Genomic DNA, 13,289 nt, shown 5'->3' with positions numbered 1-13,289 from the left:
GCCAAATGAATTCTGAAGTTGAGGATTTTAGCAGTGGTATTCTGGTGCAATTGATTACCAGGTCATTTGCTCGTCAAAGAATTTTGGATGATGTTCAAAATGGTTTCAGCCCAGACAACTCTTTAGGGCCCAAAGTCGGCCTCCAGTTGAAACGAAGGCTTCTAGAAAACGGGTTTTCCCGTCATGGTGTGAACTGCGTGTTAGAAGCAGGCCTAAGCATTTGTACGCTTTATGACAGCCCGTTTGCCTATTTTTTGTTGAGGGCCAAGTCTGTTGATGAATTGTTAGATCGTTTTTCTCGTTTTGAACGTTATTTTCATTCAAGGCACGGGACTGAAATCCTTGCAAAATCCGCCAATGAATTGACGGTAAGGCATTTTTCAAAAACGCCTGAAGCGCCTTTGTCTTCTGAAGATCTATTTATCGCGGGGCTGCTGGCAGGTCTGTTAAAGCTTTATGGCTGTCTCTCGCTGTCGTTGGCAATTGATGGTAGTCAGATCCTTGAAGACGGCCAATTGGTCAAGGCAATCGAGATTAGTGAGAAAACCACGGATTTTCATTTTAGCTGGCGGGGTATTCAGAAAGTTAATCTTCCAGCATTTGAGGGAGAAGAGACGCTGTTAGGTAGCCTCACCAAAGCCGGACAGGGGCCTTATTCGCGCAAAGTTGGGGGCGTGCTAATACGTGATCTGGGCAGGCGCTGGACTGTTCGGCAGATCGCTCTTGAGTTGAATATGACAGAGCGGACGTTACAGCGCCGCTTATCAGAGGAAGGCTCAGGGTTCGGTGATTGTATCATGGCTGTCCGGTGCCAAATGGCCATATTTTATATGACTGAGAAAATTGACAATCTTGCCGCAGTTGGCTTTCTTGCCGGTTTTAGTGACGCCGCCCATTTTTCCCGAGAATTTAAAAAAGCGATTGGTATGCTGCCATCTGAATTCAAGGCATCCTTGTGATAAGCCAGTCTGGACCCGCCTTAATCTTTCCACAATAATTCCTTGTTCCCGGTTCAGTCCGGCCGCATTTGCTTGTGATTATGCCCCTATTCGAAATGCGGGGTAAAAACAATGAACAATAGCAATCCAAGGTTCAGAGAACACGCTGAAACTGATATATTCATACCGTTCCTGAGAAAAAATTTCTTGGGAATGAGCGGTATTATCCGAACGTTGCTGTTGCTGAATATTGTCGGGCTGTTGGGCATCTGGGCCTCTGCGGCCTCGGCGGAACAGGAAGGTGCTAAGCTCTTGTTGCAACCCATGAACGGGTTTAATGCGAAACTTACTGAAAAAAGGGCTGCACCGGTTTCAGCCTCTCTTCTGACATCCCACATCACAAGCCGTATTACGGGGCATGTTGTCAGAACAACAGTTCAGCAGACATATCGAAACCCCACGAATGATTGGGTGGAAGGAATGTATTTTTTCCCGCTTCCTGACGATGCTGCCGTCGATCAGATGAAACTCACGATTGGCGAACGCACCATTGTGTCAGAGATTAAAGAAAAAGAAGTTGCAAGGCGGGCATATGTCAAAGCTGCGTCTCAAGGAAAAGTAAGTGCCTTGCTCACTCAATACAGGCCAAACATGTTCTCAACGCGGGTGGCCAATATAGAGCCGGGTGGGCAGGTTCAAGTCGATATTTCGTTTCAGTCATTGGCCAGGCAATCCGGCACTCACTTTTCTTGGCGCATGCCGCAAGCGATCGTTCCCCGTTACAGTCCTGTCTCCGGTGCCTCTGTTCAAACGGTTGGTACAGACGCCGAGCCGGGGGCTCAAAATGTTGAAACGAATGTATTTCCAAGTCAGGACTATTTCAGTGCTAGCGGCAACGAAAATGTAACCGGCTTTGACATTGTTGTTGCACAGGCTGATCGATATCAGGAAATTACCAGTCCCTCACACGCAATTGTCAGTTCCCCTGACAAAAAAGGGGACGCACGCATTGCCCTTGAAAAAGGGGGCGTGCCTGCCGATCGGGATTTCATTCTCAATTGGTCATTCGCCTTGGGGGATCAGGTTCGTCCGGTTGTTTTTCAGGAGCAGTATGGGAATGTTGAATATAGTATGGGGTTTATACTGCCGCCTAAAAAGGGAAAAGTATTTCATCAGCAGCCGCGGGATGTAACCTTTATTCTTGACATATCCGGCTCGATGCACGGCACGGCAATGGATCAGGCCAAGGCGGGATTGTCCACCGCGCTGGACTTGTTAAAACCGGCTGATCGGTTTGAAATTATCGCCTTTAATAGTGAATATTTCCGTCTGTTCGGGAATAGTCGACCCGCCACACCTCAAAACATCGTCGTCGCCAAGGAATTTGTCGGCCAGCTGATGGCAGAACACGGTACGGAAATGTATCCGGCATTGGCCAGTGCGTTATCTGATCAAGCAATTGAAGGCTTTCAAAAGCAGATTATGTTTTTAACTGATGGTGCTGTCACGAATGAAGCCGATATGTTTCAGCTTGTGAACGATAAACTGGACGGCAGGAGACTGTTTACGGTGGGTGTTGGCAGTGCGCCAAATGGTTGGTTCATGCGCAAAGCCGCCGAATTCGGGCGGGGTACATATGTGCAGATTTCAAACCTGAATGAAGCCCGAGCCGAGTTGGTTTCCCTGTTTGAAGATATGTCTCAGCCAACATTACAAGACGTTGGACTGGATCTTGGACCAGATGTCGAAATCTACCCAAAGATTTTACCAGATTTATTTGGGCGGCGGCCAATTGTGTATGTTGCAAAAACAACAGGTGGTGATCGTCCTAAGACAGTTTCGGGGACCTTGCCAAATGGAGAAAGAACCTCTTTCGTTTTACCCAATGCCCAGCAGAAAGGTTCAACGGATATTGGAAAGCTATGGGCGTCCCATAAAGTGGAAAGCCTGATGGATGCCTCCGCCCGTGGAATGGATCCGGAAATTGTTCGAACAGCCGTTCTGGATGTTGCTCTGGAACATCAAATCATGAGTCCTTTTACAAGTTTTATTGCTATCGATAAGACCCCTGCCCGGATTAAGGAAGATTTTATGAGCAAGATGAAGATTGCCGGGAACCTTCCCAAAGGAACCTCCTGGGAAAAGATTTATGGACCTCAGACTGCGACCCCTATGAACCTTTTGTTGATCGGTGGATTGATGTCGTTCCTCGCAGCCGTGTCCTTACTTTTTTGGCGAAAAAGGGAGGGAGTGTGATCATGAAACGGTTGTTAACAACCTGTTTGTTCGGCGGATTATTGCTTCTGGCGATGTGGCAATTGGGACAGGCAGGTCTTCTGGCAGCGAAAGCGTGGGCAGCCCCTGTGTTGATCAAGCAGGCTTGGGAACAGCAACGCGAGACTGGACGGTCTGAAAAACCGTGGCCATGGGCGGACAGCTTTCCTGTGGCGCGTCTCGCAGTTCCCGCATTGCAGATCGAAAGATTTGTTCTGGCGGGTGATAACGCACGTAATCTGGCATTTGGCCCAGTCCTATACCCCAACGACAATCAAACTATCTTGTTTGGGCATCGAGACACACATTTCCAGTTTCTACAGGATCTGGTTATTGGTGACACTGCAACGGTGGAACGCCAATCGGGGAAAGCAGAAATCTATAAGGTCATGCAGACCCACATCATACCGGCCGAAAATTTGTCGGTTCCGCATCTTTCCGAAAGGTCATTGCTGGTTTTGGTAACTTGCTATCCTTTTGATGGGTTAAATCCTGATACAGATCGACGGTATGTCGTTATTCTGGAGGCGCACTCAAACCCGGCACCAGCGGTGGCACGGTCATAAGAATATGAAATATCAATAATTTTTTAATGGATTAACACTAAAAAGAGTGTCACTTTTCTGACGTTATTGGTGAGTATGTTTCTTTCAATTCAACACTTTACTTACTAACAGTTCGGTTAGAAGGCATCCCGTGGAAATATTGCAAATACTGGTTCTGGCGATTGTACAAGGAGTAACTGAATTTCTCCCGATATCGTCAAGTGGACATCTGGTTCTGGTGCCGCTGCTAACGGGATGGCCCGATCAAGGGCTGATGCTGGATGTTGCAACCCATGTCGGTAGTCTGTTGGCCGTTATCGCCTACTTCCGGACCGACCTGATCGAGATCCTTCAAGGTGTCTTTAAGATCGGCACTGAAACGGAGGTAAAGGAAGCCCGCTTGTTGTTTCGCCATCTGGTGATCGCTTCGGTTCCTGCGATTCTGGCAGGGGGGGCGCTTTTCTACATTCTACAAACGGACATGCGATCCCTGTTAATGATCGCCTCGACGACGTTGATATTTGGTGTCTTGCTCGGTATCTCTGATAAATTCTGTAAAGACAAAAAAACTGTGAGCGGGATGTCCAATTGGGATGCGCTAGTAATTGGTCTGTTTCAAATTCTGGCCCTTCTTCCGGGGACAAGCCGTTCTGGCGTTACGATGACAGCCGCCCGCTTTTGTGGGGTGGACCGAAAAGGAGCCGCGCGATTTTCCATGCTGCTCTCTATACCCGTAATATTGGGTGCCGGTGTTGTTTTGACCTTTGATTTGCTGAAGGCAGAAAATGTTGACCTTGGTCTGGATGCGCTCATAACCGGTGTGGTTTCTTTTGGTGTTGCCTATCTGGTTATCGGTTTGCTGATGAACTGGATTGGCAGAATAGGCTTTATGCCTTTTGTTATTTATCGGGTTGTTTTGGCCTGCGGACTATTTGGTTTTTATTTGCTGACGTAACAACCCGTCCGTTGAATATTTATCACAAACTCCCCATATATTAGGATCATCAAACAGTCATTTGGGGGCAAAATGGTCAGAAGGCTGGTTGCGACAGGTTCTCTACCCGTATTCATTTTTTCGATGCTGACGATGAGTTTTGCAACAGAAACAAGTGCAAATGAGCCTTTGCGGTTAAAGCACTCGGTTTATCTGGGGGGGCTGTATCTTGGAAGTGTAAAAACAGACGTTCGCGAGGCAGGAAATACCTACGCCATCATGAGCGAAGCCCGATCTAACAGTTCCCTTACCTGGATGTTTGAATGGATTGCGAATGCGACGTCCAGTGGCACGGTTTTCAAAAACAAAGTCGTCCCTGACTATCATTTTCACCAAAGTGCGTGGAATGATAAGAAAAGAGGGGCGACGCTTACATTCGACGCTGACGGCGATGTGAAAGCTGAGCTGGTTGGCAAGAAGAATACCAATCTTCAAAAATACACGCCGCTTCCAAAAGATGGTCTTCGAAACAGTGTGGATCCCATGTCGATGATCCTGTCGGCGGTCTTGTCTTATGAAACGGATAATCGATGCGACGGATATTATCCGGTTTTTGATGGTCGGCGGCGGTATGATGTAAAATTGACGGATGCCGGAGAAAAAGTCTTCAAACCCTCAAAATATTCAGTTTTTTCAGGAAAAGCTTCAGGCTGTCGTATCAATATTATTGAGAAGGGCGGGTTCAAACGCGACGCAGACTATAAACTTGATGAAGACGAAGAACTTATTGTGTGGGTTGCCAAGCCTGTTGAAGACGGACGTCCGGTTCCGGTGCGCATGCAGGTTCAGACCGACCTTGGCAGTATGGAAATGCATCTGGAAAAATATACAGATGGACGTGTACAGTTGGCGAGCAAATCAGCCCGGTAGATGTGTTTATCGCAATCTCAGGAGGGGATGATGCAGTTAAGTGAACATTTTTCATTAAGTGAACTGACACGCAGTGATCTTGCAGCACGGCTGCAGATTGATAATACCCCGGGACCGCAGGAAATTGCCTGCCTAAAACAACTGGCGGAAAATATTCTGGAGCCCGTCCGGAAGCATTATAATAAACCGTTCAGGCCTAATAGCGGCTATCGGTGCCTTGCGCTTAACCGTGCCCTTAAATCGAAAGACAGCTCGCAACATGTAAAAGGGCAGGCCGTTGATATTGAGGTGCCTGGGGTCAGCAATTTTGATTTAGCGGAATGGATGTATCAAAACCTTCAGTTTGATCAGCTTATTTTAGAATGTTATAAACCGGGCGATCCAAATAGCGGATGGGTGCATTGTTCTTTTGTCGCTGACCAGTGCCGTCAGGAATGTCTTACCTTTTCAGACGGATCCTTTAGCCAAGGGCTTATTGGTTAAGAGGGAGCTGAAGACCGGATTTTATATCTTTTAGAATGATGTTGGACCGAACATGGGCAACACCCTTTAATTTGAATAAAAAATTATCCAGGAAGTCATTATAGTCAGCAATGTCCCGTGCAACGACACGAAGGTGATAATCTGAATCCCCCGTTGTTGCGTAACAGTCAAGAATCTCGGGTCGCTCCTCGATCGCTCTGCAGAATTCAGCAACCGAATTTTCAGATTGGCGGGATAAACCGACATGTATGATAGCGGCAAATCCAAAGCCGGCAATCGTTCGATCCAGTGTTGCTGTATATCCTTTTATTAAACCAATCTCTTCCAGGCTCTTGATGCGCCGCCAACAGGAAGATGCAGAAAGTCCGGCCAGTTGCGCAAGCTGAGAATTGGTAATTCGGCTATCTTCTTGAAGAAGGCTCAGGATTATTCGGTCAGTTTCATCAATCATCTTATAATTATAGAGGATATCGGAATATTTAACCATCAATTTAGTTCATTTGAAACAAACAACCGAAATAGCTGCAAATATTGGCTGGATTGAAAAGAGTTTTCACTGGGGTGCTGGTACATTGATAGGGTATGAATGACCCGCGCGGAGACGTTGAATGAAACAGGAAAACAATCTCAAAATCACCAAAATTTCAGACTATTCCCTGTCCGATCGTTATACGCAGGAAGAAGGTCGGGTATTCCTCACAGGGACGCAGGCACTGGTGCGCATTCCGCTGATGCAAAAATTACGGGATGAGCGGGCGGGATTAAAGACGGCGGGCTTTATTAGCGGGTATAGAGGATCACCTCTGGCTGTTTTTGATCAGGAATTGTGGAATATTAAAGATGTTCTCGATGAGAAAAATATCGAATTTATTCCAGCGGTAAATGAAGAGCTTGCGGCAACAGCCGTTTTGGGGTCCCAACAGGTTGAGACAGATCCTCACCGCCAGTTTGAGGGCGTGTTCGGCCTCTGGTATGGAAAAGGCCCCGGTGTTGATCGGGCGGGCGATGCGTTGAAACATGGTAACGCCTATGGAGCCTCCCCGACCGGGGGTGTGCTGGTGGTCGCGGGTGATGATCACGGCAGTGTATCTTCTTCCATGCCGCATCAATCCGATGCTGCCTTCCTGACTTTTTTTATGCCCATATTGAACCCTTCGAATGTGGCTGAATATCTCAGTTACGGTGAATATGGCTATGCATTGTCCCGCTTTAGTGGAATGTGGGTTGGTTTTAAGGCGGCGACTGAAGCGGTCGAAAGTGGCATGACGGTTGACCTGCTGCCCCCTAGAGAATTTGTTACCCCTGATTTTGATGTGCCGCCAACCGGACTTCATTATCGGTGGCCAGATTTTCCCGGCCCGCAGATTGAAGAGCGCCTTGAAGCGAAAAAGCACGCGGTTCTAGCGTTTGCCGATGCCAACCCCATTGACCGGCATATCTATGAGGTGCCGGATGCCACTTACGGCATCGTTACAACAGGTAAGGCGCATCTTGATTTGATGGAGGCCTTGCGCCTGCTTGGTATTGGTGAAGCTGAGGCGCGGGCAATCGGGATTGATATTTATAAAATCGGGTTGGTATGGCCTCTGGCTAAAAAGTCATCGCTCGATTTTGTGCGGGGCAAGAAAGAAGTTCTCGTGATCGAAGAGAAACGGGGCATTATTGAAAGCCAGTTCAAAGAATATTTTTATGACATTCCCGGCGCAAAACCGGAAAGAATGGTCGGGAAAAATGATGAATATGGACAGCGGCTAATCCCCTGGACGGGTGAACTCTCTCCAAAACAGCTGGCGGTCATCGTCGCCCGGCGAATAGACTCTGTTTTTGAAGGATTGAACCTCTCTGAAAAAGCAGAGAAAATTCTACAAAAGGGAGTGATATCGCTTAACGTTGAAGGGGCGACCCGAACGCCCTATTTTTGTTCCGGATGTCCGCATAATAGATCGACAAAGGTGCCGGAAGGTTCGGAAGCGCTGGCAGGCATCGGCTGTCATTTTATGGCAAGCTGGATGGATCGGGATACAAACTATCTTATCCAGATGGGCGGTGAAGGCGTTAACTGGGTTGCGAAATCCCGGTTTAACAAGGGTCGTCATATTTTCCAGAACTTGGGCGACGGAACTTATTATCATTCCGGTAGTCTTGCGATCCGTCAGGCGATTGCCGCGCAAACCAATATCACCTTTAAAATCCTCTATAATGACGCCACAGCGATGACCGGAGGCCAGCCCTTCGACGGACCGATGAGTGTGCAGTCCATTGCTCACTCTTTGCGGGCCGAAGGTATTCAGAGGATTGCGCTTCTTTCTGATGCAATTGACAAATTTGATCCAAAAGAATTTCCAGCAGGAGTGACGTTTGATGATCGCAGCCAGTTGGACAATGTTCAGCGGGAACTACGCGATATATCAGGGGTCACGGCACTGATTTATGAACAGACCTGCGCCACAGAAAAGCGCCGCCGTCGGAAGAGGGGCCTTATGGAGGATGTCCCGCGCTTTGCTTATATAAATCCAGCCGTATGCGAAGGATGCGGGGACTGCTCTGTTGCTTCAAACTGTCTGTCTGTCGAACCGTTGGAAACCGAATTTGGCCGCAAACGCCGGATTAATCAAAATGCGTGTAACAAGGATTTTTCCTGCCTTGACGGATTTTGCCCAAGTTTCGTTACAATTGAAGGTGGGCAAAGGCGCCGACCTTCTGCGACCGGTAATGAAGAAACCTATAGCCAAGCGTTAGCATCGATTAAGGATCCGGTTCTGGCGTCGGTTGATACCCCGTTTAATGTCATTGTAACAGGGGTCGGCGGAACAGGGGTCATCACGGTTGGGCAGTTGATAACAATGGCTGCGCATTTGGAAGGAAAAGGGGCATCTGTTCTTGACTTCATGGGATTTGCGCAGAAATTCGGGCCGGTTATCAGTTATGTGAGGATCGCCAGTCAACCAGACCAGATAAATCAGGTGCGAATTGACACGGGGCAGGCAGACGCATTGATCGGGTGTGATCTCGTGGTCAGCACGTCCCCTAAAGCCTCTGCCACATACGCTGAGGGTCATACGAAAGCGGCAGTGAATATGTCGGTCATGCCCACTGGTGATTTTACTCTCAATCCAGACACTGATGTGAAAATTGACACCCGTCTTTCACATCTTTCTCATCTTTTTGGCCAGAAGCATCTTTCAACGGTCAACGCAAATACGGCTGCGGAACAGTTCCTTGGCGACAGCGTTTTTGCAAATGTTCTGTTGTTAGGGTTTGCCTGGCAGCAGGGGCTTGTTCCGGTGTCCAAAAATGCGTTGCTGAGAGCTATTGAATTGAACGGTGTCGCAATTGAGCAAAATAAAAAGGCCTTTAACTGGGGGCGTATTCTCTTTGCACGGCCAGAGACGCAAATGATGGATCGACTGGAAAGTATAAAAGAGACGGCCCCATCGGTATCGCAGTTGATAGACCGAAATGCAGAATTCCTGACTCAATATCAAGATGACTCATGGGCACAGATGTATCGCGTGACCGTTCAGGATATTATGAGCAAAGTACAGATAGGCCCCGACGAAAAAGAGGTTTTAAACCGTTCTGTTGCAAAAAATCTTTTCAAATTAATGAGTTATAAGGACGAGTATGAGGTTGCCCGATTGCATAGTGATCCTGCTTTTTTGGAAAAAATCGCCTCAGAATTTGAGGGGGACTTCCGTATTCACTATCATCTGGCACCGCCATTGTTGTCCGGGAAAAAAGATGAAAGAGGGCGCCCGAAAAAGAAAAATTTCGGTCCTTGGATGAACACCGCGTTTAAAGGATTGCGGTCTTTCAAAAAATTGCGCGGAACAGCATTGGATCCGTTTGGATACACGGCTGAGCGAAAGATGGAACGTGCCCTGATCGACTGGTATGCCACGACGCTTAAAAAGATCGCGCCAGAAATTGATGCTGAAAACATGAGGGTTGCGCAGGAAATTTTTGACATCCCGGCTGCTATTCGTGGATACGGGCCGGTTAAAGAAGCATCTGTTGAAAAGGCGAAAGAGAATATGGCGCATTTGCTGAAGAAGCTTGATACGCCCAAATTGTGAAATGCATATTTTTGAAATCTAATAGCAATTTGCACCGCTGATCTTTATATAAGGTGAGGCGATAGCCAATATAGGGAAATGACCATACAGAGTGGGGTAAGATGGCTGATATTTCCGTGCCTGTTTCGACAAAGTTGCGACCTTTTACCGAAGATGAGGGCCCGTCCAACAAGTATTTGGATGAAGCACTGGAGATAGATAAACGAGAAGGCCTGTTGCTTGCAGCCAAAGCACGATTTGTTGCATTGTCCATCATCGCGGTTTTCTTGGTCTTCCTTATCCCGGATATCAGCGTTTTATACTATGAAGTTCTTGTTCTTGGGTTTATGGCCATTGGATTTGCGCAGATACGGGTCGGGCGCGTTGGCAAATCCAGGATGGAGCTTCTGTTGCTGTTTATGGATTTGGCATTGATGACAATCGTCTGTGTCTTTCCTAATCCGCTATCGGATGAAATCTGGTCTGCGTCCATGCAGTACAAATATGCTAATTTCCCATATTTTTACATTTTGCTGGCCAGCGCGACATTAGCCTATTCATGGCGAACTCTTTTTGCTTTCGCGACCTGGACAACTGGTCTTTGGACGCTTGGTTATTTTTGGGCCTCCTCACAACCTGCTGTCGTGCCAGAAATTTCCCAATGGCTGCAGGGTAACTATACGAACTATGCTGAAATTCTGGAATTTATTGATCCGAACCATATTTCAATTGAAGGGCGGATACAGGAAGTACTGATTTTTGCAATTGTCGCCGGCATTTTGGCGTTGAACAGTTGGCGTTCCCGGAGGTTATTAATTCGTCAGGCCGCGGCCGCGCGGGAGCGGGCAAATCTTGCACGTCATTTCGCGCCTAATATTGTCGACCATCTGGCAGGCCGTGATCAGCCGCTGGGCGAAGTGAGATCCCAACCCATTGTTGTTATGTTTGTCGACATTGTCGGGTTTACTCAAATGGCTGAGCAAAGCTCTCCTGAAAGGGTTGTATCTGTTTTGCGGGAGTTTCATTCCCGAATGGAAACAGCCGTTTTTGATCATAATGGGACGTTGGATAAATTCCTAGGCGATGGGCTGATGGTTACGTTTGGGACGCCTGATGTATCTGATAAAGATGCGATCAATGCCTTGAATTGTTCTGTGGCCATGCAGCAAACGATGGATGAGTGGAACCAGGTTCGTAAAGCCATGGGACAGCCTGAGATTAAGCTGTCCGTTGGGTTGCATTTTGGAGATGTGGTTCTGGGCGATATCGGGTCAGAACGCCGCCTTGAATTTGCCGTTCTTGGCGACGTTGTTAATGTTGCAAGCCGTCTGGAAGCACTCACCCGAATAGTAGGGGCCAAAATTATTGCGAGTGATGCCGTTATTGAGGCAGCGGGCGGCCCGGAAGTCGCCCAAAAAGCAGGCTTTGAAAGCTGTGGCCTGCAGGAAATCAGAGGCCGTGAAGCAACCGTATCGGTTTGGGCTGTTCCTTCTTAACGCCTTATCCGAAGTTCATATCAGCTACAAAAGGGTTTGTCTTTCTCTCCTGACCGAAGGTAGACATATCCCCATGACCGGGAATAAAGGCGATATGATCACCCAATGGCCATAATTTTTCCCGGATGGAATGGATCAGGTCTGTATGATTGCCCCGCGGGAAATCTGTTCGCCCGATGGAGCCTTGAAAGAGAACATCCCCGACGATAGCCACATGTTCTTTCTGGCTTATGAAAACAACATGCCCCGGAGTATGGCCGGGGCAATGAATAACATCCAGGGTCTCATTACCAACAGTTACTGTGTCGCCGTCGTTTAGCCAACGTTCTGGTGTGAAGGCATGGCTTTCAGGGAAATTGTAGCGCGCACATTGTTCCGGTAATTGGTCAATCCAGAATTTGTCGTCTTTATGAGGGCCTTCGATGGGCACATTTAGCTTGTCTTTTAATTCTTTAGTGCCGCCTGCGTGATCAAGATGGCCGTGTGTAATCAGGATTTTTTCAATCTCTACACCCTGTTTCTCAGCAACCTGTAAAATATGGTCGAGATCACCGCCAGGGTCGACAACGGCCCCTTTCATTGTCTCTTCGCACCAAATAAGGCTACAATTCTGGGCGAACGGGGTTACCGGAATGATGACTGCTTTCATACTAAATCCAGCCTGATCAGGCTTTTCCTTAACTGTTTGTTTGCGCCGTTATAGCAAAGTTCAATTTTTCACGCCAGCCTGTTCAAGGAGCCACTGACGCACGGCCTGTAATTTCGGGTGCATCGCTGTGCGGTTTTGAGTTACTAATTGGAACGGAAAATGGGAAACCCGTGTGACCGAGAATAACTTGACCAGCCGCCCCTTTTTAATGTCTTCCTGAACAAGTGCGTCAATGCCAATAACAACACCAAGTCCTTCAATGGCTGCATGAAGCGCCATATTGGCACTTTCAAAATTCATGCCTCGCGAGGTGTCAAGGCCGGATATATCTGCCGCCGCCGCCCACCGTTGCCAATCTGTGGGGCGCGGGCTTTCATGAAGCAATGTAACCTTGTTCAGATCGTTAAAGCTTGTAATTTCCTTTGCCAGTTCCGGGCTGCAGACAGGATAGGTCTCAACATCCAGTAATTTATCAATCTGACAGCCTTTTCGGCTGCTGCCCATCGTCATGACATCGATCGAAATATCAAAATTCTGTTCATCAAAATCTGCAGGATTTAGCGATGTTGTCAGTTGAATATCCAAATCAGGGAAGGCGTCATACAAAGCCGCCCATCTGGGGATTAGCCACCGAATAGCAAAAGTCGGATAGGCGCAAATCGAAATAACGTTGCGCCTGGGCTCGCTTCTTAATCGATTGGTTGCCGCAGATATTTTTTCCAATGGCAGATTTATCTCCGCCAGATACTGACGCCCAACGGCGGTTAATTCGATGCGTTTATGGTGTCTGTGAAAGAGGGTTTTGCCGAGAAACTGTTCAAGGCTGTGTATTTGCCTGCTGACCGCACCCGGAGTAACGTTCAGTTCTTCCGCAGCTTGATTGAAACTCAAATACCGGCATGACGCTTCAAAGGCTCTAAGCCCTGATATTGATGGTATGGTCAGCACTTCATCTTCCTTTAGATTGAGTTTTTCTCAATTATAA

The 13,289-nt window shown here is 47.7% G+C and carries 11 protein-coding genes; 8 read left to right on the top strand and 3 right to left on the bottom strand.

Annotated elements, in window-relative coordinates; all coding sequences use genetic code 11:
* Nucleotides 1-5: 5 nt before the first annotated feature.
* The 6 genes from OIR97_RS13825 (at nucleotide 6) to OIR97_RS13800 (ending at nucleotide 6,104) form a co-directional block, all read left to right on the top strand.
* Nucleotides 6-959 carry a helix-turn-helix transcriptional regulator gene (locus tag OIR97_RS13825; protein WP_169542847.1) on the top strand — a complete coding sequence of 318 codons (954 nt, stop codon included), beginning with the start codon at nucleotides 6-8 and terminating at the stop codon, nucleotides 957-959.
* Between the two features lie 192 nt (nucleotides 960-1,151).
* Complete coding sequence (locus tag OIR97_RS13820) at nucleotides 1,152-3,194, top strand: marine proteobacterial sortase target protein (protein WP_169542846.1); 2,043 nt, start codon at nucleotides 1,152-1,154, stop codon at nucleotides 3,192-3,194.
* Nucleotides 3,195-3,196: 2 nt separating this feature from the next.
* The gene (locus tag OIR97_RS13815; protein ID WP_169542845.1) at nucleotides 3,197-3,778 is read left to right on the top strand and encodes a class GN sortase; all 582 of its coding nucleotides are present in this window, start codon (nucleotides 3,197-3,199) and stop codon (nucleotides 3,776-3,778) included.
* Between the two features lie 130 nt (nucleotides 3,779-3,908).
* Nucleotides 3,909-4,712, top strand: a complete 804-nt coding sequence (locus OIR97_RS13810) for an undecaprenyl-diphosphate phosphatase (RefSeq protein ID WP_169542844.1) — start codon at nucleotides 3,909-3,911, stop codon at nucleotides 4,710-4,712.
* A 72-nt stretch (nucleotides 4,713-4,784) separates the two neighbouring features.
* A complete protein-coding gene (locus OIR97_RS13805) occupies nucleotides 4,785-5,621 on the top strand; it encodes a DUF3108 domain-containing protein (protein WP_169542843.1) in 837 nt (278 codons plus the stop codon).
* A 27-nt stretch (nucleotides 5,622-5,648) separates the two neighbouring features.
* Nucleotides 5,649-6,104, top strand: coding sequence for a D-Ala-D-Ala carboxypeptidase family metallohydrolase (locus OIR97_RS13800; protein WP_169542842.1), 456 nt, complete (start codon nucleotides 5,649-5,651; stop codon nucleotides 6,102-6,104).
* Here the strand turns inward: OIR97_RS13800 and OIR97_RS13795 are convergent.
* The gene (locus tag OIR97_RS13795; RefSeq protein ID WP_169544240.1) at nucleotides 6,094-6,555 is read right to left on the bottom strand and encodes an Lrp/AsnC ligand binding domain-containing protein; all 462 of its coding nucleotides are present in this window, start codon (nucleotides 6,553-6,555) and stop codon (nucleotides 6,094-6,096) included. The genes OIR97_RS13800 and OIR97_RS13795 overlap by 11 nt on opposite strands.
* Nucleotides 6,556-6,712: 157 nt before the next feature.
* On the opposite strand from OIR97_RS13795, the gene OIR97_RS13790 reads away from it, so the two are divergent.
* The gene (locus OIR97_RS13790; RefSeq protein ID WP_169542841.1) at nucleotides 6,713-10,180 is read left to right on the top strand and encodes an indolepyruvate ferredoxin oxidoreductase family protein; all 3,468 of its coding nucleotides are present in this window, start codon (nucleotides 6,713-6,715) and stop codon (nucleotides 10,178-10,180) included.
* 101 nt (nucleotides 10,181-10,281) lie between these two features.
* Nucleotides 10,282-11,655, top strand: a complete 1,374-nt coding sequence (locus OIR97_RS13785; RefSeq protein WP_169542840.1) for an adenylate/guanylate cyclase domain-containing protein — start codon at nucleotides 10,282-10,284, stop codon at nucleotides 11,653-11,655.
* 4 nt (nucleotides 11,656-11,659) lie between these two features.
* Here OIR97_RS13785 and OIR97_RS13780 read toward each other — a convergent pair whose 3' ends face one another.
* Nucleotides 11,660-12,304 carry an MBL fold metallo-hydrolase gene (locus tag OIR97_RS13780; protein WP_169542839.1) on the bottom strand — a complete coding sequence of 215 codons (645 nt, stop codon included), beginning with the start codon at nucleotides 12,302-12,304 and terminating at the stop codon, nucleotides 11,660-11,662.
* Nucleotides 12,305-12,364: 60 nt separating this feature from the next.
* Nucleotides 12,365-13,252: a transcriptional regulator GcvA gene (gcvA, locus tag OIR97_RS13775; protein ID WP_169542838.1), complete on the bottom strand. Its 888-nt coding sequence runs from the start codon at nucleotides 13,250-13,252 to the stop codon at nucleotides 12,365-12,367.
* Nucleotides 13,253-13,289: the final 37 nt, after the last annotated feature.

Source organism: Sneathiella aquimaris (genome assembly GCF_026409565.1).
Taxonomy (GTDB): domain Bacteria; phylum Pseudomonadota; class Alphaproteobacteria; order Sneathiellales; family Sneathiellaceae; genus Sneathiella; species Sneathiella aquimaris.
Note: the sequence above shows the minus strand (reverse complement) of the source record. Positions and strands in the feature narration are given on the sequence as shown.

What these genes read in the sequence shown, in the direction of transcription:
- OIR97_RS13825 (WP_169542847.1), top strand. Translation starts at nt 6, where the DNA reads ATGAATTCTGAAGTTGAGGATTTTAGCAGTGGTATTCTGGTGCAATTG.
- OIR97_RS13820 (WP_169542846.1), top strand. Translation starts at nt 1,152, where the DNA reads ATGAGCGGTATTATCCGAACGTTGCTGTTGCTGAATATTGTCGGGCTG.
- OIR97_RS13815 (WP_169542845.1), top strand. Translation starts at nt 3,197, where the DNA reads ATGAAACGGTTGTTAACAACCTGTTTGTTCGGCGGATTATTGCTTCTG.
- OIR97_RS13805 (WP_169542843.1), top strand. Translation starts at nt 4,785, where the DNA reads ATGGTCAGAAGGCTGGTTGCGACAGGTTCTCTACCCGTATTCATTTTT.
- OIR97_RS13800 (WP_169542842.1), top strand. Translation starts at nt 5,649, where the DNA reads ATGATGCAGTTAAGTGAACATTTTTCATTAAGTGAACTGACACGCAGT.
- OIR97_RS13795 (WP_169544240.1), bottom strand. Translation starts at nt 6,555, where the DNA reads ATGATTGATGAAACTGACCGAATAATCCTGAGCCTTCTTCAAGAAGAT.
- OIR97_RS13790 (WP_169542841.1), top strand. Translation starts at nt 6,713, where the DNA reads ATGAAACAGGAAAACAATCTCAAAATCACCAAAATTTCAGACTATTCC.
- OIR97_RS13785 (WP_169542840.1), top strand. Translation starts at nt 10,282, where the DNA reads ATGGCTGATATTTCCGTGCCTGTTTCGACAAAGTTGCGACCTTTTACC.
- OIR97_RS13780 (WP_169542839.1), bottom strand. Translation starts at nt 12,304, where the DNA reads ATGAAAGCAGTCATCATTCCGGTAACCCCGTTCGCCCAGAATTGTAGC.